We start from the raw sequence: 19,013 nt of genomic DNA, 5'->3' as shown, positions 1-19,013 counted from the left end.
AAGGGCGTCACGCTCGTGGCTTGAGCGTGACGCCTGGTGCTTCGCCTGCGCTTATCCCGTGATCCGTTCGGTGGTCATGGCGCGCGACAAGCCATGCATCGGCCTGCGCAACGCGACATCGAACGGATTGGTTTGCGGGCCGATCGCATCGGCCTGCCTCCGCAGCAGTTCGACCACCATCGGTAAGCGGTCGTCGCCCAGGCGCGCGGCCAGCGTGCCGACGCTCAACGCCGCCACCGCCACGCCGGTGCGATCCAGAATCGGCACCGCCACACCCGCCATGCCGTCGAGCACGCCGCTATTGCGCCCCGCGTAGCCCAACTGACGCACGCGTTCGATCTCGGTGCGCAAATAGACTTCGTCGAGCACGCCGTAGCCCCGAATTCGCGGCACGTTGAAGCGGATGATCTCTTCGCGCTCCGCCTCCGGCAAAAACGCGAGAATCGCCAGACTGCCCTGCCCGACACCTAACGCCACGCGCCCGCCAATATCGCCGGTGAACGAACGGATCGGAAACGGCCCTTCGCAGATGTCGAGGCACACCGCGTCGAAGCTGCTCTTGACGAGCAGAAAGATCGTGTCGCCGAGACTGGCGCACAACCGCAACAACGCGGGACGGCACAGCGTGCGCATGCCGCTCGGATTGCCGGCCTGCGCCGCGAGCGCGAAAAAATCCACGCTCAGCCGGTACAGCTTGGAGCTTTCGTCCTGTTCAACGATGCCCTCCGCGATCAACGCATGCAGGATGCGGTGCACGGTGCCCTGCGTCAGACCGACCGCTTTCGCCAGTCGCGTGACGCGACCGCCATCGGGCTGAGCTTCGGACAAGGCGCGGATCACCGCGAACGCGCGTTCCAGCATGCCGGGGCCGGGCGCTGCGCCCGCCTCTGCTGCAGTATCGGTATCCCGTTTGGCGGCAGCATTCATCTTCATGGCTCTCGATTATTTCATTGACCGGAACACTATAAAGCGTTTTATCCTCATATGGAATCCCGGACGCTTTCCCGCCATGCGCCAATCTTGTCATGATTCATAGGGATTTTCCGGACGCCATGGAGCGGAACAGTTCCACGATGTTCCCACAAATACATTCCGTTTGATGGAATTTTTGTGAATTTTATATCGCCAAACGGAATTTGAAATTGACTGACCGTAATTTGGCTGGCTAGAGTCGGCGTCATCGAGGCAGTAGTCGATTGAACCGGTGTCGAACCATCCAAAGGTCAGATCATGTCGTTCCTCACACTTACCGACGTCACGAAATCGTTCGGCGATCTGCACGCCGTCGCGGACGTGAACCTGTCGGTGGAAAAAGGCGAGTTCGTTTCGCTGCTCGGGCCGTCCGGCTGCGGCAAGACCACCACGTTGCAGATGATCGCGGGCTTCGTCGAAACGACGCGCGGCCGCATCACGCTCGACGGCCGCGACATCACGCACATGAAACCGAACAAGCGCGGCCTCGGCATCGTGTTCCAGAGCTATGCGCTGTTTCCGCACATGAGCGTCGCCGAGAACGTCGGCTTTGGGCTGGAAATGCGCAACATCGACAAGGCCGAGCGCAAGGAGCGCATCCGTGAAGCGCTGGCGCTGGTGCGCCTCGACGCGCTCGCGCATCGCTTTCCGCGCGAACTCTCCGGCGGTCAACGGCAGCGTGTGGCGATTGCGCGTGCCATCGTAATCGCGCCGCCCGTGCTGCTGCTCGACGAACCGATGTCGAATCTCGACGCCAAGCTGCGCGAAGACATGCAATTCGAACTGCGCGGCATTCAACGCAAGATCGGCACGACCACCATCATGGTGACGCACGACCAATCCGAAGCGCTGTCGATCAGCGATCGCGTGGTGGTGATGGAAGCCGGCCGCATCACGCAGATCGACACGCCGTACGAAGCGTACGAGCGCCCCGAGAATCGCTTTGTCTCGCAGTTCATCGGCAAGGCCAACATGCTGCCGGGCACGGTCGTGGCGCGCGAGGGCGACGCGATCCGCATCGACCTCGGCCACGACCTGGCGGAAACGGGGCACATGGCGCAGTTGCCGGCGCGCGAGCGCGTGGTGGGTGTCGGCGACGCGGTGACCTTGTGCATCCGTCCGGAAAAACTGCGACTGTGCGCGCCGGACGCGGGACGTGTGCCGGCAACCGTGACGAGTCGCTTCTTCCTCGGCAGCCAGTGGTTGTACCGGCTGGACAGCCGGCTCGGCGAAGTGCTGGTGTGCTGCCAGAACGAAGGCACGGAGCCGCTGGCGGAAGGCGCGGCGGTCGGCGTGGATTGGAACAGCGACGCGATTCGCTTCGTTCAACGGGACGCGCATCATGGCTAGTACGCTGCCCGCAACCGACGACCGCGACGTGAAATCCGCTAAACCGCGCCGTGCGTCATGGCATGCTTTTTTGCCATTGTGGCTGATGTGCGCGCCGGCATTTCTGCTGTTCGTGGCGCTCGTGCTGGTGCCGCTGCTGATGACGCTGGTGCTGACCTTCTATCGCTTCGATCCGGCCAGCGGGCCCATAGCCGCATTTCAGTTCGGCAATTACGCGGAAGTACTGAGCTCGTCGTATTACCACACCATCTTTCTGCGCACGTTCGGCATTGCGTTTCTGGTCACGCTGCTGTGCGTCGTGATCGGCACGCCTGAGGCCTACGTTCTGTCGCGCATGCGCGATCCTTATCGCTCGATGTTCCTGCTGGTGATTCTTGCGCCGCTGCTGGTATCGGTGGTGGTGCGGGCCTTCGGCTGGAGCATGCTGCTCAACACCAACGGACTCGTGAATCAGGCGTTCGGCCTCATCGGACTCGGGCCCTACAAGCTCGAATACACCACCTTCGCGATTGTCATTGCACTCGTGCACGTCATGCTGCCTTTCATGGTGATTCCGGTATGGACAGCGTTGCAGAAGCTCGATCCGCAAACGGAAAACGCCGCGCTTTCGCTGATGGCGTCGCCCGCCACCACGTTGCGCCGTATCGTGCTGCCGCAACTCACGCCGGGCATTCTGTCGGGCAGCCTGATGGTGTTCGGTTTGTCGGCGAGCGCCTTCGCGATTCCCGGCCTGCTCGGCGGACGGCGCCTGAAAGTTGCCGCCACCGCCGTCTACGACGAATTCCTCGGCTCGCTGAACTGGCCGCTCGGCGCGACCATCGCGCTGCTCCTGCTGGTCGCGAATCTGATCGTGATGCTCACGTACTACCGCGTTCTCGAACGTAAGTACACCAGAAGCCTCGGCTAATTCATCAGCGCACCTATCAGCTCACTCAGTGAAAACATCATGAGAAAGAACGGCCCTATTGCGCTGATTTTCCACACGCTCGTGATTGCGTTCGTGCTCGCGCCGCTCGTGATCGTCGTGCTGGTCGCCTTCACGCCCGATGAAACGCTCACGTTGCCCACGCACGGCGTCTCGCTGCGCTGGTTTCGCGCGATCCTCAATTACCCGGATTTCATCGGCGCGTTTTTCAACAGCCTGAAGCTGGCGTTCGCTTCGGCCACGTTGTCGCTGATCGTGGCGCTGCCTGCCGCGCTCGCCATCGGCCGCGCCCGCTTTCCGGGCCGCAGCTTTCTCAACGGCCTGTTGCTGTCGCCGCTCGTGATTCCCGGTCTCGTGCTCGGCATCGCCCTGCTGCGCTTTTTCGCGCTGATCGGCGCGACCGGCTCGTTCTCATGGCTCGTGCTCGCGCACATGATCATCATCACGCCGTTCGTCATGCGGCTCGTGCTGGCTTCGGTGAGCGGACTGGACCGCAGCGTCGAACACGCCGCGCACTCGCTCGGCGCCGATGCATGGACCACGTTTCGCCGCATCACTTTCCCGATGATTCTGCCGGGCATTACCGGCGGTTGGCTGCTGGCCTTCATCAACAGCTTCGACGAATTGACGATGTCGATCTTCGTCACCTCGCCGCAAACCGTCACGCTGCCGGTGCGCATGTACATGTACGCCACCGAATCCATCGACCCGATGATGGCCTCCGTCTCCGCGCTGGTGATCTTCATTACCGGCGGCGCGATGCTGCTGCTCGACCGCGTGTATGGCCTGAACCGCATTCTGATCGGCCAGCACTGATGTCTTCTTCCGCCCACGCTCTCATGCCGTCCACCTTGCCCTCCACTCATGCCGCCGCAGAGCGCGGCGAGCCGCAATTCATCCGCGTTGCGGAAACGCGGCGTGAGCCGCTGCACTTCTTTATCGACGGCTGCGAAGTCACCGCGCTGCAAGGCGATACGCTGTTGACGGCCGTGCTGATGCAGCAACGCCGCGTGCGCGAAAGCGAATTCAGCGGCGCGCCGCGCGCGGGTTTCTGTCTGATCGGCGCATGTCAGGACTGCTGGATGCGTACCGAAGACGGCAAGCGCGTGCGCGCGTGCTCGACGCTCGTCACCGAGGGCATGCGGGTGCTCACGCGCAGCGTCGCTATCGAGACCAGCGCTGCGGACGCGAACGGAGACGCCCGATGAACGACGAACGCCGCATCGTGATCGTCGGCGCCGGGCCGGCGGGCGTGCGCGCCGCTGAGACGCTGGTCGCGGCCGGCGTGAAGCCAATCGTGATCGACGAAAACGCGCGCTGGGGCGGCCAGATCTACCGGCAGCCGCCCGCCAACGGCGGATTCGAGCGCTCGAAAAAAACGCTCTACGGTTTCGAGGCGCACAAAGCCGACGCCTTGCATTCGACCATGGCCGCGCTGCTGCCCCATCTCGACTATCGTCCCGACACGCTCGCGTGGGCATGCGAAGCGGGCCACCTCGATACCCTGCATGCAGGACGCGAGCTTCGCGTGCCGTTCTCTCATCTGATCATCGCGAGCGGTGCGGCGGACCGCGTGCTGCCGGTGCCGGGCTGGACGCTGCCCGGCGTCTATACGCTCGGCGCGGCCCAGGTCGCATTGAAGGCACAAGGCTGCGCGATCGGCCGACGCGTCGTGCTGGCCGGCACCGGGCCGCTGCTGTATCTCGTCGCGTACCAGTACGTGAAGGCAGGCGCGCACGTCGTGGCGGTGCTCGACACGAGTCCGCTTGCGCAGCAGATCGCCGCGGCGCCGAAACTGGCGCGCCTGCCGTCCACTTTCGCCAAAGGCCTGTACTACGTCGGCTGGCTGAAAACGCGCGGCGTGCGCATCGAGCGCGATGTGAGACTGCTCGGCATTCGCGGTGTGGATGGTGTGGAGTCGCTCGAATGGCGCGCAGCACGTAACGGTTCGGCAACCGAGACAATCGCATGCGATGCGGTCGGCGTCAGCTTCGGCCTGAAGCCCGAAACGCAACTCGCGGATCTCGCGGGCTGCCGCTTCCGTTTCGACGCGACCAACCGTTGCTGGCTCCCTGAAGTGGACGCGGCGGGACGCAGTTCCGTGCGCGGCCTCTATCTCGCCGGCGACGGCGCGGGCATCGCCGGTGCGGACGCCGCCGAACTCGCCGGCCGCCGCGCAGCGCTGGCGCTGCTCGACGATCTCGGCATCGCGCATCCACGCGGTCCGGGCATGCCCGACGCCGCATCGATCGAACGCAGTCTGAAACGTATCGCGGTATTCCGCGAGGGCATCGAAACGGCTTTCGCGCCACCGGCGAAATGCGCGTCGCAATGGCCCGACGACATGACCGTGTGCCGCTGCGAAGAAATCGATGCGGGCACTTTACGGCGCTGCATCCGCGGCGGCGAAGCGAATGAGATCAACCGGCTGAAGGCACTCACGCGCGTCGGCATGGGTCGCTGCCAGGGGCGCATGTGCGGCGAAGCCGCGCTCACCCTGCTCGCCGAGGAAACCGGCAAACCCCTCGAAGCGGTAGGCCGCTTGCGCAGCCAGCCGCCCGTCAAACCCATTCCGCTCTCGCCGGCCATGTATGCCGACGACGTTGCTGACATTCCCGTGGAGGCGCGCGATGAGTGACACCCTGCACTACGACGTTGCGATCGCGGGCGGCGGCCTCGTCGGTTCATCGGCGGCTTTGGCGCTGGCGCAGCGCGGCCTGCGCGTGGGCCTGTTCGAGCGGCGCTATTGCGGCGCGCAGGCGAGCGGCGTGAACTACGGCGGCGTACGCTGCCAGGGCCGCCCGGTTGAACAGATGCCGCTCGCGATCCGCGCGCGGCGTATCTGGGACCGCTTGCCGGAGTTGATCGGCATCGACGGCGAATTCACGGTGTCGGGCCATTTGCGGCTCGCCCGTAGCGAAAGCGCGCTCGATGCGCTGCAAACATGGGCCGAGATGGCGCGCGACTACGGACTGCACGCGCAGTTGATCAGCGGTGCGGCGTTCCGCCAGCGCTATCCATGGCTCGGCGCATCGGCCATTGGCGGTTCGCTGTGCGCGACGGACGGTCACGCGAATCCGCGCCTCGTGTCGCCCGCATTCGCGCGGGCCGCGCGGGCCGCGGGCGCGGACGTGCGCGAACACACCGAACTCACCGACCTTCATCACGACGGCACGCGCTTTCAATTGCGCGCCGGTGAGATGCGCATCAGCGCCGACTGGCTCATCAACTCGGCTGGCGCATGGGCGAATACGGTTGCGGGCCTTTTCGGCGAGACCGTGCCGATGAAACCGATCTACCCGAACATGTGGGTCACCGAGCCTTTGCCGCTCTTCATCACGCACAACCTGGGCGTGTATGGCGGCGGCATCTACGCGCGGCAGGTGGCGCGCGGCAATTGCGTGATCGGCGGCGGACGCGGACATGGCGACGGCGAGTATGGCCAGCCCTCGACGGAAACCACGCGCGCCGTGATGCGTGATGCGTGCGCGCTGCTCCCGGCATTGCGCGAGGCGTTGCTGATCCGCACGTGGAGCGGTGTGGAAGGCGAAACGCCCGATAGCAATCCGATCATCGGTGCGAGCCGCACCGTGCCGCGCTTGTTGCATGCGTTCGGTTTTTCAGGCGGCGGCTTTCTGCTCGCGCCGGGCGTCGGCGAAGTGCTCGCCGATCTCGTCATCGACGGTGCCACCGCCACGCCGCTCGACGCTTTTTCGATTGGCCGCTTTTCTGCTGTTGCGACCTCTGCGGTCGCCCAAGTCAACGTTTAGTGAACCCCTGGAGCCCATCAATGAAACTGTTCAAGACGCTCGCGGCGCTGGCCGCATTGTGTGCATTCGGCGCGGCCGCGCCGGCGTGGTCGCAAACGAAAACGATCTATATCGGCATGAACGGTGGGCCGATGGAAAAGGCCTATACGAGTCAGGTGCTGCCCGACTTCGAGAAAGCCAACAACGTGAAGGTGGTCGTGGTGCCGGGCACGTCGTCGGACATTCTCGCCAAGCTGCTTGCCAACAAGGCCAGCCCGCAGATCCACGTGGTGTTTCTCGACGACGGCGTGATGGCGCGCGCGGTCAGCATGGGCGTGTGCAAGAAGCTCGATGACTCGCCAGTGCTCAAGGAACTTTATCCGTTCGCGCGCATGAAGGACGACATGGGCGCAGGCGTGCAGCTCGGCATGACTGGGATTGCCTACAACAAGAAGCTGTTTGCGGAAAAAGGCTGGGCGCCGCCGACCTCGTGGATGGATTTCGCCGATCCGAAATACAAGGGCAAGGTCGTGTTCCAGTCGGCGTCGAGCAGCACTTTCGGCCTGCACGGCTTTCTCGCCATCAACCGCCTGATGGGCGGCAGCGAGCAGAACGTAGAGCCGGGCTTCACCAAGTGGGCGAGCACGGTGGGACCGAACGTGGTCGAATATGTGCCGAATTCGGCGAAGATCTCCGAAATGGTCCAGACCGGTGAAGCGGGCTTGTTCCCGCTGACGCCGACCGCCGTGGGCGATCTGGCCGACAAGGGCATTCCGGTCGGCTATGTGAATCCGAAGGAAGGTCCGGTGTTGCTGCTAGTCGACCTGTGCGTGGTCAACAACAACCCGGATCCGCAACTGGCGCAGAAGCTCGCGCAATTCCTGCTGTCCGCGCCGGCCCAAACCAAAGCCGCCGAGGCCGGCCGTCAGATTCCCACCAACCGTCTCGCGAAGATGACGCCGCCCATGCAGCAAAGCCTCGGCAACGTCGAAGATCTGGTGCGCAAGGTGACAGTGGTGGATTGGGACACGATCAACGCGCACCGCGCACAGTGGGATACGCGCTGGAACCGGCAGATCGAGCGCTAAGCCGGTCTGTTGAAACTGCAACGAAAACGCGCGCCTTGCAGCCCAGCAAGGCGCGCGTTCTTTATGGGTTCGTACAGGAGCGGCGTTAGAAAATCACCGATGTCGCCACCGCCAGCCAGATCGCCACCACACCGGCGAGAAACAGATGCCGCGCAATGCGCACCCGCCTGTCGCTGGTTTCGGGTTCGACCGGACTCGTCGCGACCCACGGCACGAGCCCGAGACAAGCAAAGCCGATTAGCGCGGACGCGAACACGAAGATGTCGGCGACTCGCCAGCCGGTCGGCTCGTACATGCCCCAGTAACCGAGAAACACGATCCCGATCGAGAAGATCGTGGCCGACGCGGCACTCAGCGCGGGGACTGATCCTGTTGGACTCGGCATGCTTCACCTCAGATATTTAGGCTGTTATGGCCGTGCCTGCCAGGTCCCGCGCCGCGGCTTCATTCAGGACGTGCGGGTCTGCCTTGCTTCATACGTCTTCAGGTGACTATAGGCGATGCGCAGCAGCGATAAGCCGTGCTCGCCCTTTTGCGCGTCGCCGCCGCGCGAAATCAGATCGCCGAGAATGTGATCCGCCTCGGTGTGCGAGTGGTTTTCCACATCTCGCAGCATTGAAGCGGTGAGCGGCGAAGGCGTGAAGAGCGTCTGCGTGGCGCGTGCGTCGAAGTCGGGGCCCATCGTGAAACCGTTGTGTTCGGCCACGGCGCGGGCCTCGCCCAGCAGATTTTCAATGACGCGTTTGCCGTCCGGCGCAGCCAGAATATCGCCGACCGATCCGCGCAGCAAGCACGTGCTGGCCGCCAATGTGGCGAGGAACACCCACTTCTCCCACATGCGCAGCAAAATATTGTCGCTGACCAGCGGGTCGAAATTCGCGCCGCCCATTGCCTCGGCGATCGCCGCGACACGTTCCGACGCGCCGCCGCCCTGTTCGCCGAAGGTGAGCGCATGACTGTCGTTCAGATGCACGATGTGCTGCTCGGCATTGAGCGTGGCGGCGATCACGCATTGACCGCCCAGCACGCGCGCGGCGCCGAATTTTTCGTTGAGCACTTCGATATGGCGCATGCCGTTGAGCATCGGCAGAATCAGCGTCGATTTGCCGACGAGCGGCGCGAAGGAATCGATGGCGTCGTCCAGACTGTAGGCTTTGCAGCTCAGCAGCACCAGATCGAACGGCTCGGCGCTCACGCCGGCGAGAATGGTTTGTGGGTCGCGCAGCGTGAGATCGCCCCGCACGCTTCTGATGACGAGTCCGTCGCGCTTGAGTTTTTCCGCCCGGCCGGGGCGCACGAGGAAGGTCACGTCCTGGCCCGCCGCGGCGAGACGACCACCGAAATAGCCGCCCACGGCGCCCGCCCCTACTACTAGAATTCGCATCTTTGGCCTCTTGATAGATTTCGGTCACGCGCGCCGCGCCGATAAGCGAGGGCTTCAGGGACGCTTATGCAGCGCGTGTGCAGAAATGTAGCAAAGATTGAAGATCGACATCGGCCACGATTGCCGGTGCGCAGCGTGTTGCATTGCACAGCGGCTTATGTCGGATCAATCCACGCCATGCCGCGCAGGCGCTGGATGTGTCGACTGTACGACAGCCGCCCTCTTAAAACGTGCCGCAAATGGTGCGCTCGTATAGCGCCAGCATGCCCGGCACATCCACATCCATGCACACCTTGCAGTCGGGCCGGCTATCCCAGGCCGGCGCGGGCACAGGCATTGTCGACGGTTTCTGAATGGACTGGCCTACCGCGATACCGTCCGTCAGCACACGCACCGGACCGCTGCGCGTCGTATAGAGATGCGGCGCCAATACATAGGCCACGGCCGACGAATCGTGCACATAGATGCCCGCAAGCTGCGCGCTCTGCTCGTGAAACGCCTCGTAATGGCGCGACACGTCCCACACGAACTGACCTGCCGCGCCGCCGCGAGCGCGCAACGACGCCAGATAATCGTGGCTCATGATGGTGCGCTGCGTAACGTCGAGACCGACGATCGCCACCGGCCACGCCGCGCCGAATACGATGTCGGCGGCATCCGGGTCGCCCAGAATGTTGGCCTCCGCTGCGGGCGTCACGTTGCCGAGCACGCCGTCCGTGCCGAACGCGCCGCCCATGATCACCACCTGTTTGACGAGCGAGGCGATCTGCGGATCGTCCGCGAGCGCGAGAGCGAGGTTCGTGAGCGGCCCTACCGCAAGCAGCGTCACCTCACCAGGATGCGTGCGCACCGTGTCGATGATGAAGCGGTGCGCGGGGCGCGTGTCGAGTGCGGCCTGCTCCGCTGTATTCAACGCGATATTGCCGAGCCCGTTGTCGCCGTGAATCCATGCGAGTGGCTCAGGCGCGGCGCGCTTGAGCGGCGCTGCCGCGCCCTGCGCGACCGGCACGCCCTTGGCGAATCGCCCGGCGAGAAAGCGCGCGTTGCGTGTGGTCGTTTCGATCGTCGCGTTGCCGAATACACTCGTCAGGCCAAGCAGTTCGATATCCGGATGCAGCGCCTGAAACACGAGCGCCATGGCGTCGTCCACACCTGGGTCGGTGTCGTAGATGACTTTATGCCGGCTCATAGATAGAACGCGTCCGGCAATTGTTCACGCGCGGTCGTGTCGCGCGTCGCGCCATGCAAATTGCCGAGGCGAATCGGCAATTCAGGGCCGCCCAGTTCGATAATCACCTGGCGGCATGCGCCGCACGGCGCGATCGGGCCGTCCGTGTCGCCGATCACGGCGAGTGCCGCAAACTGGTCGCGCTGATAGCCCGCCGCAATGGCGCTAAAAAACGCGGTACGTTCGGCGCAATTGCACAAACCGTACGAGGCGTTTTCGACGTTGCAGCCGTCGAACACCTGGCCGTCCTGGGTCAGCAGCGCCGCGCCGACCTTGAATTTCGAATAAGGCGCGTAGGCCTTTTCTCGCGCGGCACCCGCGCGCTCCAGTAGTTGTTCCATATTCATCCAGCAATCCTCGATTCAATTCAGCGTAATGAACATGCCCGCTATCGTGGCGCTCATCAGGTTCGAGAGCGTCGCGGCGAGCACGACACGCAGGCCGTAACGCGCGACTTCGGCACGGCGTTCGGGCGCGACGGCGCTAAAGCCGCCCGTCAGCACCGCGATCGACGAAAAGTTCGCAAAGCCGCACAACGCAAACGACAGGATAGCAATGGTACGCGGATCGAGCGCCTGCAGACCGGCCGCGGTCACGCTCGCGGCGTCTTTCAGATACGGCGACAGCGAAGCATAGGCGACGAACTCATTCAGAATGACCTTCTGCCCGAGGAAATTGCCGGCAATCGTGGCCTCGTTCCACGGCACGCCGATCAGATAGGCGAGCGGCGCGAATACGATGCCAAGCACCGATTGCATGGACAACTGCGGATGGCCGAACCAGCCGCCAATGCCGCCCACGATCCCGTTGAGCAACGCAATCAGCCCGACGAACGCGATCAGCATCGCGCCGACCATTACCGCGATCTTCAGGCCCACGGTCGCACCGGAACTCGCTGCTTCGATCACATTGGCGGGACGCTTCTCGTCGAAGTTGAGGTTGTCGAGATGAACCCGGCTCGCTTCGGTCGAGGGGTGGATGATCTTCGCGAACAGCAAGCCGCCCGGCACCGCCATGAATGAGGCGGCCAGCAGATACTCGATACGCACGCCGAGGCCCGCATACCCCGCCAGCACCGACCCGGCCACGGCCGCCATGCCGCTCGACATCACCGCGAACAATTCGGCGCCGGTCATGGCGCGCGTAAACGGTTTGACCACGGCGGGCATTTCGCTTTGACCGAGAAAGATGGTGGTGACGGCTGAAAACGATTCGAGCTTCGACACGCCGAGCAGTTTCTGAAACAGCGTGCCGAGCACGATCACGATCCAGCGCATCACGCCGATGTAGTACAGCACCGAAATCAGCGCGGTAACGAAGATGATGGCCGGCAGCACGCGCACGGCGAACACGAAGCCGCCGTCGCCGAACACCTGGAACATTTTCGACTGCACGAGGCCGCCGAACAGGAACTCGATTCCCGCGTTGCCGTAGCCCAGCACATGATTCACAGCGGACGCCGCGCCCGAGAGGATCGACTTGCCGACCGGGACGAAAAGAATGAACGCGCCGATTCCGATCTGCGCAAGCAGTGCGCTGCTTACGGTCCGTAAGCGGATAGCACGCCGGTTGGTGGAAAAGATAAAGGCAATGAGCAGCAGTAGGGCAATACCGAGGATGTTTCGAACAATCAGTGCCATGTCTCGTCGTGTTCTTGTGAAAGTGGCAACGATGCTAAACGAAACTGAACCCGGAGAAAAAACTTTAAATAGAGGCCCGCGTCCTTTGCCGAAGAATCAGTCAAGATTGATGCGCCGCGCATCTGCGCGATGTCAGCAAGGTGCATCGAACTCGTTCGCACGCCGATGCACCCCGCTTTTATCGACTCGGCATCACAGCATTTCCAATGCCAGCGCGATCCCCTGTCCGCCGCCTATACACAGCGTCACGATGCCGCGTTTGAGGCCGTCGCGCCGCATTGAATGGAGCAGGCGCGTGGTCAGCACGGCGCCGGTCGCGCCGATCGGATGGCCATGCGCAATTGCGCCGCCTTGCACGTTGATCAGTTCGTCCGCAATGCCGAGTCTGCGCGCGACCGCGATCGGCACGGCGGCGAACGCCTCATTGATTTCGAAGCGCTCGACATCGTGCAGTTGCCACCCGGCTCGCGCCAACGCCATCTCTACCGCCGGCACGGGACCTAGGCCGAACATGCCGGGTTCCACCGCGGCGACGCCGTAGGCCGCAAGTCGCGCGAATGGCTCGATGCCGCGTGCTTCCGCGAAGCCGCGTTCGGCCACCAGCATCGCGGCCGCGCCGCTGTTCAAGCCGGGCGCGTTGCCTGCCGTAATCGTGCCATCCGGGCGAAATGCCGGACGCAGCTTCGCCAGCGTTTCCACCGTGGTGTCGGGGCGCGGCTGCTCATCGCGCGTGAAATGTTGTGGGCCTTTGCGCCCGGCTATTTCCACCGCGACCAGTTCGGCGTCGAAATCGCCGCTCGCCTGGGCTTGCGCAAATCGCTGTTGCGAACGCGCGGCCCAACGATCCTGAGTTTCGCGCGTGATATCGAATTGCGCGACGAGATCTTCGGTGTGCCATCCAGAGTGCTCGCCCGAAAACGCGTCGTTCAGGCCGTCGCGCAACAGGCTGTCATGCATTTGCGCGTTGCCCATGCGGTAGCCCCAGCGGCCGCCGTCGAGCAGATACGGCGCGCGGTCCATGTTCTCCATGCCGCCGGCCACGGCGGCATCGCCGAGACCCAGCAGGATCTCCTGCGCTGCGGACGCGATCGCCTGAGCACCCGAGCCGCACACACGATTGACCGTCAACGCGGGCACGCTTACCGGCACGCCGCCGCCAATCGACGCCTGGCGCGCCGGATTCATCTTGTTGCCCGCCTGAATCACGTTACCCATCACGACCGATGCCAGCGCCGCCGCATCGAGCCCACTGCGGCGCAAGGTCTCTCGCACGGCGATTGCGCCGAGTTCGGTTGCAGGCACCTCTTTCAACGATCCGCCGAACGCGCCGATCGGCGTTCTCACCGGATTGCAGATCACTACTTCGCGCTGATTCGCCATTGCTTCTCTCCTGTTGGTTCAACACCTCATTGGTCACACGCATGCATCAGTTATTCGCCGATACCGCCGTGACCGCGTCAGGCACATCCCAGCCGCCGCCGAGCGAGCGGTACAACGCGACCGCCGAGAGCGCATGCTCGCGTTTGGCCTGGTTCAACGATTCGGCATCGCGCAGAAAGGCTTCCTGCGCCGCGAGCACATCGAGAAAGCTCGACACGCCGCCCTTGTACAGTTCGGTGGATAGACGCAGCGCATGGTCCGACGCGTCCAGCGCGCCGCCAAGCCGTTGAACCTGCACTGCGCCGCTCACCAGATCGCTGCGGTTGTCCTCGATCTCCTTGAGGGCTTGCAACATGGTTTGCTGCAAGCCGAGTTGCGATTCGCGCATGCGGCTTTCGCTCGCGTCGATATTCGCGGTAATGCGGCCTGCGTTGAAGATCGGACTCGTCGCGTTCAGGGCGGCGCTAAAAAGGTTGTCGGTCAGCGTGGGCAAGCCGAGATAGGACGAGGCCAGCAGGCCGTCGGCGAGATTGATCCTGAACTGCGGATAGCGCTGCGCTTTCGATACGCCCACTTCCGCCGCGCGCTGTTCGACCGTCGCGTACGCGGTGCGTACGTCGGGACGCTGCAACAACGCTTGCGAGGGCAGCATCTGCGGCACGCTTTGCGCGGGCACCGGAATATCGCGTGCATTGGCGAGCAGCAACCCGTCCACGCTTTCCGGCGTGCGCCCCGAATACACCGCGATCAGACTCAACTCGTGCTGCACCGCCGATTGCACGCGCGGAATCTGCGCCTGCAAATCTTGCAACTGGTTCTGCGCGCGTGCGACATCCAGTTGTGTCGACAGCCCGTAATGCAGACGCTGCTGTGTGAGCTTCAATGCGCGCGCGCGAATCTGCTCGTTGTCGCTCAGAATCTGCAATTGCGATTGTGCCCAGCGCAGGTCGATATACGCTGCGGCGGTATTCGCCGCGAGCGCGAGGCGCACCTCGTTCAGAGCCGCCTGGCGTCCGGACACCTGCGCCTGCGCCGCGAGCACGGCGAGACGTTCGCCACCGAATACGTCGGGCGTCCAACTGGCCGTCAGGCCGACACCGGCCTGACGCACGTACCCGAGCGGCGGCGGCGTGTTCTGACGCGAGTCGGAGGCAGTCGCGCTCGCATTCAACTCGGGCAGCAAGGCCGCGCGGTCTTGCGTCGCCAGATCCTGCGCCTGCTTGACGCGCTCCACTGCCGACTGCACGTCGAGGTTGCCGGTCAACACGGTTTCGACCAGTTGATGCATGACAGGGTCGCCGAATTGCGCCCACCACGCGTTTGCGCTCACGCTGTCTTGCGGCGCTTCGACATTCCACGCAGCGGGCGCAACGGTCTTCACGGTCTGCGGCAAATCCGCGTGCGTTTCCGGTTGCACCGCGCACGCTGCAATCGTCAGCATTGCGGCGCTCGCCAGTACTTTGAGAAGGATCGGTTTCATGGTGAATTCCTCAGTGAGCGTCGGGCGGCGGCGCGGAGTTGCCGAACGGGCGCGAAAACAGCACGCTCAGCAGGCCGACCAGGAAGCACAGCGACAGGGCGAAAAAGGTGTCGGAGAACGTGAGGACGAGTGCTTCGCGCAACAGCAGCGCGTGCAGTTCGCCGAGCCCGGCGTTTGCCGCATTCAGCACGTTGCCGCCCACTGCCGCGAAATGTGCGCTTTGCTGCTGCAAGATCGACTCGACCACCGGACGGCCTACGTTCAGATGCTCGTCGAGCCGCTCGTAGTGCAGGTTCAGGCGGTCGTTGAGCATCGTGCTGCTCACCGCAATGCCGATCGCGCCGCCAAGGTTACGCATCAGATTAAACAGGCCGCTGGCGGAACGAAGCCGCGACATCGGCAACGAACCGAGCGCCATCGTCACGATAGGCGGAATGCAGAACTGCTGGCCGAAGCCTCGCAACGCCTGCGGGATCAGCAACTCCTGCCAGCCCCACTGATTGGTCAGCGGCACATACAGATAACAGCCGACACCGAACAGCACCAGCCCGAACACCAGCAGCACGCGCATATCGACAAAGCGCGCGACCACCGAGTACGCCACCATCGCGACCAATTGGAAACAGCCTACCGACAGCAACGCCACGCCGATCTGCAACGAATCAAACCCGCGTACACGCGATAAAAACACCGGCGTCAGGAACACCGCGCAGAAAATCCCGATCCCGGTGATGAACGACAGCAGACTGCCTATGCCGAAGTTGCGGATCGCCAATGCGCGCAAATCGACGATCGGCTCTTTCGCGGTGAACGCATGCACGATGAACAGGAATCCACAGATCGCCGCCACCCATGTACACGTGAGGATCAGGTCGTCGCCGAACCAGTTTTTGCGCGGTCCTTCCTCCAGCACGTATTCAAGGCAACCGAGAAACCCGGACATCAGAAGAATGCCGAGGTAGTCGCCTTTTTTCAGCAACGACAGATCGACCTCGTCGAAGTGCACGTATTTCGGCACCATCACCGTGACGACGGCGCCGGGCACGAGGTTCAGATAGAACAGCCAGTGCCACGACCATTGCGACGTGATCCAGCCGCCGATCACCGGGCCGATGGTCGGCGCGAGCGTGGCGAGCGCGCTAATGGTGGTGGATGCAATCAGTCGCTGCTTGCCGGGAAACAGCACGAACGCCGTAGTGAACACGGTCGGGATCATCGCTGCACCGAGCGCGCCCTGCAAACCGCGGAACAGGATCATCGAATTGATGTCCCACGCGAGACCGCACAACATGCTGGTGATCGTGAAGCCGAGCGCGGAAAACGCGAACACCCAACGCGTCGAGAACACGCGGGTCAGCCAGCCGGACATCGGAATAACGAGAATTTCAGCAATCAGATACGACGTCTGCACCCACGAGAGTTCGTCCTGGCTCGCGGACAAACCGCCGCCGATATCCTTGAGCGACGACGCCACGATCTGAATATCGAGCGTCGCCATAAAGAACCCTAGACACATCAACGTGAACGCCGCCACTTTGGTGCGTGTCGGCAGGTCGGCGGGGTTGGCGAGAACTTGAGTCATGATCGGCTCATCCGCGCGCCGGCGTATTGCCGACCGGAGCGGCATCGACATGCACTTTCACGGTTGCCGAGAGGCCCGGGCGCAGCACGCCTTGCATGTCCTTCGGCGCTTCGAGCCGCACGCGCACCGGCACACGCTGCACGATCTTCGTGAAGTTGCCCGTGGCGTTTTCGGCGGGCAGTACGCTGAAGGTCGCACCGGTGGCCGGCGCCAGACTTTCCACGACGCCGTGAATGCGCTTGCTCGACGCATCGAGATCGACGTCGACGCTGTCGCCGACGCGCATTTTCTTCAACTGGTCCTCCTTGAAATTGGCGTCGATCCAGAGTCCGCTCGAAGGCACCACGGTCAGCAGCGACACGCCGGTGTTCGCCAGCAAGCCGACTCGCGCGGTGCGATTGCCGACATAACCGTCGATCGGCGAGCGAATCGTCGTGTACTCCACGTTCAGGGCCGCCACACGCTGGGCAGCCTGCGCCGTGGCGATGCGCGCCTCGGCGTCGCCGATCTGCGCGTCGAGCACGGCAATCTGGCGTTGCGCCGCGATCAGCGCGGCGCCGCTGCGATCGACCGCGGCGCGTGCTTTGGTCAGATCGGCATCCGCGCGTTCAACGACCTGATTCGATACCGCCTCGTCCTTCACCAGTTCGCGGTAACGCGTCTGGTCCGCGGCGCTGCGGGTCAATTCGGCGCCGGACGCGCGGACTTCCGCGGCCTGCTCGTTGATGGTGGCGAGCTGCAAGGATTTCTTCGCCTGCAGTTCGGTCACCGCGGCTTGCGCGCTCTGCACTTCCGCCGTGGCCTGCGCGAGCCGCGCGTCGTAATCGCGTGAGTCGAGCCGGATCAGCACGTCGTTCGCGTGGACGAACTGGTTGTCATGCACGAGCACGTCCGTGACGAAGCCGTTCACCTTCGGCGCCATCACCGTGACATCTCCGCCCACGTATGCATCGTCCGTCGTTTCGACGAAGCGGCCGGCGAAGAACCAATACGACGCAGCAAGCGCCAGCACCACGAGGACCGTGATGATCGCTAGCAACATCCACGGAATACGCCGTGCCGGTTTGGCGGTCTGCGCCGCGCTCGGCGGGGCGATAGTCGCTGGAGTAGTGGACATGATGTCGATATGTGCGTATGCACTCGTTAAGGTGAAAAAAACGGCGCTTGGATTGCGCCGGTGGGCCGGTGCCGCACTCGCGGCCTTGGATTCAATCCCGAGTCATGGCAAACAGCTCGCTACGCAGAGCGGCCGCGCGCCGCTCGCCAAAACGATGCTCGAATTCCGCCTGCGCGGCATACCAATGTTCACGGCCTGCCTTCAACCGCTCTTCCCCTGCGGCTGTCAGCGTGATCGTCAGCGCCCGCGCGTCGGCGCCGAGTGCCTCGCTCGACACCAGACCATTGCGGCGCAGCGGCTGAATCGTGCGAACCAGCGTCGTACGTTCCATGCGCATGGCCTCGGCCATTTGCCTCATCGTCATGGGGCCGGTGCGTTTGAGCCGTCCCAGCAGCGAAAACTGCGTAATGGTTAGTCCAACATTCGCCAGGTGCCGGTCGTAGATCTGTGAGACATATCGTGCGGCCTGGCGGATCGCAAAGCAGTCGTCGTCGATTAGCCCTTCCATTGCGGCACTTCCTCGTTTGTGAGTGCGTATGCACATAAGCAGGCGCGCTAAAGCTCGTATCAACGAGCGCGTGCGCCTCAACTATCCTGTGATGCTGAACAACTCGGCGCGCAGCGTTTTGGCGCGCGCATGGCCGAACTTCGTTTCAAACTCTTCCTGCGCCGCACGCCACGCAATGGCGGCCTGGTCGAACGTCGCTTCGCCCTTGTCCGTCAGGCTGAACAGCAACGTGCGGCCGTCATGCTCCGCCGATTCGGCCACTACCAGCCCCTCGCGCTGTAAAGGCTTCATGGCGCGGACCAACGTGGTGCGTTCCATCACCATGGCATCCGCCAGATCCACCATGGGCAGATTCGGCGTACGCGCGAGTTTGGCGAGAATCGTGAACTGCGCAGCCGTCAGGCCAACGGCGCTGAGATGGCGCTCATAGATTTGCGTGACGTGGCGCGCCGCCTGGCGCAGCGCAAAACAGTTGCATTCGTCGTAAGAGAGAGGACGGTTCATGAAGGGCAGTCTATATGTGCATACGCACAGAGTCAAGTTTAGCTGGATTGAACACTGTGTTGCACAATCCGGTCAACCTCGGCTTCCGAGGCGTGTGCCTGCCCGG

Annotated in this window: 19 protein-coding genes; 7 read left to right on the top strand and 12 right to left on the bottom strand. The window is 63.4% G+C overall.

The genetic code is table 11. The features are described from left to right. Positions 1-51 precede the first annotated feature (51 nt). Positions 52-927, bottom strand: coding sequence for an IclR family transcriptional regulator (locus tag P0D70_RS15290; protein WP_091809165.1), 876 nt, complete (start codon positions 925-927; stop codon positions 52-54). Between the two features lie 303 nt (positions 928-1,230). On the opposite strand from P0D70_RS15290, the gene P0D70_RS15285 reads away from it, so the two are divergent. Genes P0D70_RS15285 through P0D70_RS15255 form a run of 7 tightly spaced genes read left to right on the top strand, consistent with a single transcriptional unit; the run spans position 1,231 to position 8,084 of the window. Next, positions 1,231-2,322 carry an ABC transporter ATP-binding protein gene (locus tag P0D70_RS15285; protein ID WP_408185119.1) on the top strand — a complete coding sequence of 364 codons (1,092 nt, stop codon included), beginning with the start codon at positions 1,231-1,233 and terminating at the stop codon, positions 2,320-2,322. Further along, positions 2,315-3,229, top strand: coding sequence for an ABC transporter permease (locus P0D70_RS15280; protein ID WP_408185118.1), 915 nt, complete (start codon positions 2,315-2,317; stop codon positions 3,227-3,229). Before P0D70_RS15285 ends, P0D70_RS15280 begins: the two co-directional genes overlap by 8 nt. Positions 3,230-3,268: 39 nt before the next feature. Next, positions 3,269-4,063: an ABC transporter permease gene (locus P0D70_RS15275; protein WP_408185117.1), complete on the top strand. Its 795-nt coding sequence runs from the start codon at positions 3,269-3,271 to the stop codon at positions 4,061-4,063. Beyond that, positions 4,063-4,455 carry a (2Fe-2S)-binding protein gene (locus tag P0D70_RS15270; RefSeq protein ID WP_408185116.1) on the top strand — a complete coding sequence of 131 codons (393 nt, stop codon included), beginning with the start codon at positions 4,063-4,065 and terminating at the stop codon, positions 4,453-4,455. The genes P0D70_RS15275 and P0D70_RS15270 overlap by 1 nt, the downstream gene beginning before the upstream one ends. Continuing rightward, positions 4,452-5,885 carry an FAD-dependent oxidoreductase gene (locus P0D70_RS15265; protein WP_408185115.1) on the top strand — a complete coding sequence of 478 codons (1,434 nt, stop codon included), beginning with the start codon at positions 4,452-4,454 and terminating at the stop codon, positions 5,883-5,885. Before P0D70_RS15270 ends, P0D70_RS15265 begins: the two co-directional genes overlap by 4 nt. Then, positions 5,878-7,017, top strand: a complete 1,140-nt coding sequence (locus tag P0D70_RS15260; protein ID WP_408185114.1) for an NAD(P)/FAD-dependent oxidoreductase — start codon at positions 5,878-5,880, stop codon at positions 7,015-7,017. Before P0D70_RS15265 ends, P0D70_RS15260 begins: the two co-directional genes overlap by 8 nt. Before the next feature lie 20 nt (positions 7,018-7,037). Further along, a complete protein-coding gene (locus P0D70_RS15255) occupies positions 7,038-8,084 on the top strand; it encodes an ABC transporter substrate-binding protein (RefSeq protein WP_091807047.1) in 1,047 nt (348 codons plus the stop codon). Between the two features lie 85 nt (positions 8,085-8,169). Here P0D70_RS15255 and P0D70_RS15250 read toward each other — a convergent pair whose 3' ends face one another. From P0D70_RS15250 to P0D70_RS15200, 11 genes are all read right to left on the bottom strand, one after another. Then, positions 8,170-8,469 carry a hypothetical protein gene (locus P0D70_RS15250; RefSeq protein WP_091807045.1) on the bottom strand — a complete coding sequence of 100 codons (300 nt, stop codon included), beginning with the start codon at positions 8,467-8,469 and terminating at the stop codon, positions 8,170-8,172. A 63-nt stretch (positions 8,470-8,532) separates the two neighbouring features. Further along, positions 8,533-9,468, bottom strand: coding sequence for a 2-dehydropantoate 2-reductase (gene panE, locus P0D70_RS15245; RefSeq protein WP_408185113.1), 936 nt, complete (start codon positions 9,466-9,468; stop codon positions 8,533-8,535). 223 nt (positions 9,469-9,691) lie between these two features. Next, the gene (locus P0D70_RS15240) at positions 9,692-10,657 is read right to left on the bottom strand and encodes a nucleoside hydrolase (RefSeq protein WP_408185112.1); all 966 of its coding nucleotides are present in this window, start codon (positions 10,655-10,657) and stop codon (positions 9,692-9,694) included. Next, on the bottom strand, positions 10,654-11,043 hold the full coding sequence (locus P0D70_RS15235; protein WP_091807039.1) for a cytidine deaminase: 390 nt from the start codon (positions 11,041-11,043) through the stop codon (positions 10,654-10,656). Before P0D70_RS15235 ends, P0D70_RS15240 begins: the two co-directional genes overlap by 4 nt. Before the next feature lie 15 nt (positions 11,044-11,058). After that, positions 11,059-12,336, bottom strand: coding sequence for a NupC/NupG family nucleoside CNT transporter (locus P0D70_RS15230; RefSeq protein WP_408185111.1), 1,278 nt, complete (start codon positions 12,334-12,336; stop codon positions 11,059-11,061). Positions 12,337-12,528: 192 nt separating this feature from the next. Then, on the bottom strand, positions 12,529-13,716 hold the full coding sequence (locus tag P0D70_RS15225) for a thiolase family protein (protein WP_408185110.1): 1,188 nt from the start codon (positions 13,714-13,716) through the stop codon (positions 12,529-12,531). Between the two features lie 46 nt (positions 13,717-13,762). Then, positions 13,763-15,196: an efflux transporter outer membrane subunit gene (locus P0D70_RS15220; protein WP_408185109.1), complete on the bottom strand. Its 1,434-nt coding sequence runs from the start codon at positions 15,194-15,196 to the stop codon at positions 13,763-13,765. 10 nt (positions 15,197-15,206) lie between these two features. Continuing rightward, positions 15,207-16,778 (bottom strand): DHA2 family efflux MFS transporter permease subunit, encoded by a 1,572-nt coding sequence (locus tag P0D70_RS15215; RefSeq protein ID WP_408185108.1) that lies wholly within the window; start codon positions 16,776-16,778, stop codon positions 15,207-15,209. Between the two features lie 7 nt (positions 16,779-16,785). Beyond that, positions 16,786-17,895: an HlyD family secretion protein gene (locus P0D70_RS15210; RefSeq protein ID WP_177205157.1), complete on the bottom strand. Its 1,110-nt coding sequence runs from the start codon at positions 17,893-17,895 to the stop codon at positions 16,786-16,788. A 91-nt stretch (positions 17,896-17,986) separates the two neighbouring features. Further along, positions 17,987-18,403 (bottom strand): MarR family winged helix-turn-helix transcriptional regulator, encoded by a 417-nt coding sequence (locus tag P0D70_RS15205; protein WP_091807029.1) that lies wholly within the window; start codon positions 18,401-18,403, stop codon positions 17,987-17,989. A gap of 81 nt (positions 18,404-18,484) precedes the next feature. Next, positions 18,485-18,907: a MarR family winged helix-turn-helix transcriptional regulator gene (locus P0D70_RS15200; protein ID WP_408185107.1), complete on the bottom strand. Its 423-nt coding sequence runs from the start codon at positions 18,905-18,907 to the stop codon at positions 18,485-18,487. Between the last annotated feature and the right edge of the window lie 106 nt (positions 18,908-19,013).

The organism is Paraburkholderia sp. RL17-381-BIF-C (assembly GCF_046026435.1).
Lineage (GTDB): Bacteria > Pseudomonadota > Gammaproteobacteria > Burkholderiales > Burkholderiaceae > Paraburkholderia.
This window is presented reverse-complemented; position numbering and strand designations above follow the sequence as displayed.

Bases quoted from the DNA above. Each gene is read 5' to 3' on its own strand.
- P0D70_RS15290 (WP_091809165.1), bottom strand. From the start codon at position 927: ATGAATGCTGCCGCCAAACGGGATACCGATACTGCAGCAGAGGCGGGC.
- P0D70_RS15285 (WP_408185119.1), top strand. From the start codon at position 1,231: ATGTCGTTCCTCACACTTACCGACGTCACGAAATCGTTCGGCGATCTG.
- P0D70_RS15280 (WP_408185118.1), top strand. From the start codon at position 2,315: ATGGCTAGTACGCTGCCCGCAACCGACGACCGCGACGTGAAATCCGCT.
- P0D70_RS15275 (WP_408185117.1), top strand. From the start codon at position 3,269: ATGAGAAAGAACGGCCCTATTGCGCTGATTTTCCACACGCTCGTGATT.
- P0D70_RS15270 (WP_408185116.1), top strand. From the start codon at position 4,063: ATGTCTTCTTCCGCCCACGCTCTCATGCCGTCCACCTTGCCCTCCACT.
- P0D70_RS15265 (WP_408185115.1), top strand. From the start codon at position 4,452: ATGAACGACGAACGCCGCATCGTGATCGTCGGCGCCGGGCCGGCGGGC.
- P0D70_RS15260 (WP_408185114.1), top strand. From the start codon at position 5,878: ATGAGTGACACCCTGCACTACGACGTTGCGATCGCGGGCGGCGGCCTC.
- P0D70_RS15255 (WP_091807047.1), top strand. From the start codon at position 7,038: ATGAAACTGTTCAAGACGCTCGCGGCGCTGGCCGCATTGTGTGCATTC.
- P0D70_RS15250 (WP_091807045.1), bottom strand. From the start codon at position 8,469: ATGCCGAGTCCAACAGGATCAGTCCCCGCGCTGAGTGCCGCGTCGGCC.
- panE (WP_408185113.1), bottom strand. From the start codon at position 9,468: ATGCGAATTCTAGTAGTAGGGGCGGGCGCCGTGGGCGGCTATTTCGGT.
- P0D70_RS15240 (WP_408185112.1), bottom strand. From the start codon at position 10,657: ATGAGCCGGCATAAAGTCATCTACGACACCGACCCAGGTGTGGACGAC.
- P0D70_RS15235 (WP_091807039.1), bottom strand. From the start codon at position 11,043: ATGAATATGGAACAACTACTGGAGCGCGCGGGTGCCGCGCGAGAAAAG.
- P0D70_RS15230 (WP_408185111.1), bottom strand. From the start codon at position 12,336: ATGGCACTGATTGTTCGAAACATCCTCGGTATTGCCCTACTGCTGCTC.
- P0D70_RS15225 (WP_408185110.1), bottom strand. From the start codon at position 13,716: ATGGCGAATCAGCGCGAAGTAGTGATCTGCAATCCGGTGAGAACGCCG.
- P0D70_RS15220 (WP_408185109.1), bottom strand. From the start codon at position 15,196: ATGAAACCGATCCTTCTCAAAGTACTGGCGAGCGCCGCAATGCTGACG.
- P0D70_RS15215 (WP_408185108.1), bottom strand. From the start codon at position 16,778: ATGACTCAAGTTCTCGCCAACCCCGCCGACCTGCCGACACGCACCAAA.
- P0D70_RS15210 (WP_177205157.1), bottom strand. From the start codon at position 17,895: ATGTCCACTACTCCAGCGACTATCGCCCCGCCGAGCGCGGCGCAGACC.
- P0D70_RS15205 (WP_091807029.1), bottom strand. From the start codon at position 18,403: ATGGAAGGGCTAATCGACGACGACTGCTTTGCGATCCGCCAGGCCGCA.
- P0D70_RS15200 (WP_408185107.1), bottom strand. From the start codon at position 18,907: ATGAACCGTCCTCTCTCTTACGACGAATGCAACTGTTTTGCGCTGCGC.